Raw genomic sequence first — 964 nt, forward strand, 5'->3', positions numbered from 1 at the left:
CTTCTGGCTGCCGGTATTCAACAAAAAATTGATGATGGTTTCCCGGAAGTGGTTTATCCGCTTTTACGAAAAGTATGGCCGATACCGTTACACCCTATTCCGTCAACCAGTATTATCCAGTTAGATATTGAACCGGGCAGCATAACTGAAGCCACACTCATTGCCAAAGGCAGTCAAATTTCTGCCATACAACATAACCAATCAATTGCATTCAGAACTACCCAGGATATCAGCATTGAACCGGTCACCTTGATCCATAAGACTTTGAAACACAGCGAAAACAAAAGCCTTATCTCGCTGACCTTTCAATATCATGGGCAAACGCCCCACTGGAAGACCGGGCCCGTCATACTTTTTCTGGGCGCAGATCAAAAACTGGCATCTTTACTGACGAAATACCTGGGTCAGTCGCTGGATGACACTTATCTGAAAACATCCCTTGCCGAGAAAGAGATGGATCTGGGTATCAAGATAGCGACACGTCTGAAGGAAAATCTGGTATTGCCAAGACCCCATGACTATTTCTGGCCGCTGCAGGTGTTATACGAATACCTCTATCTGCCACATGTGAATGACTTTATGTCATTTGATTTATCGGAGGAGATCTCTCAGCTCCCTTTGGGAGAGGATAAGCAATTTACCCTCATCCTGGAATTCGACCGCAACATTCCCATTGAGGATATTACCCCCGCATTTATTCCCCACTGCGTACCGGTTATCAACCTGTCTTCGACAAAAACAAAACCAATAGCATTTGAACCGGGTCAATCGCATTATGTACTGGCAGCAGATGAAATCTTTAGTATTGACAGCATTAAACTCCAATCTGAACCAGAGGAAATCGCTGATGGATCTGACCACCGTGTTCCTCTTATCGACAGTGCGCAACTTACCGCCCACCATTTTGCCGAACCCGGTGACAAAATATTACTTTTTGACCATATACGGGAAGCAGTGCCATTGG

At 45.1% G+C, this 964-nt stretch carries 1 protein-coding gene; it reads left to right on the top strand.

Features of this window, described 5'->3' with window-relative positions; translation table 11 throughout:
* The coding region (locus tag ACGF7G_RS22415) for a type VI secretion system baseplate subunit TssF (RefSeq protein ID WP_387468485.1) at window positions 1–964 on the top strand (964 nt) is incomplete at both ends.

It is taken from the genome of Photorhabdus sp. RM323S, from assembly GCF_042879375.1.
Classification (GTDB): domain Bacteria; phylum Pseudomonadota; class Gammaproteobacteria; order Enterobacterales; family Enterobacteriaceae; genus Photorhabdus; species Photorhabdus tasmaniensis.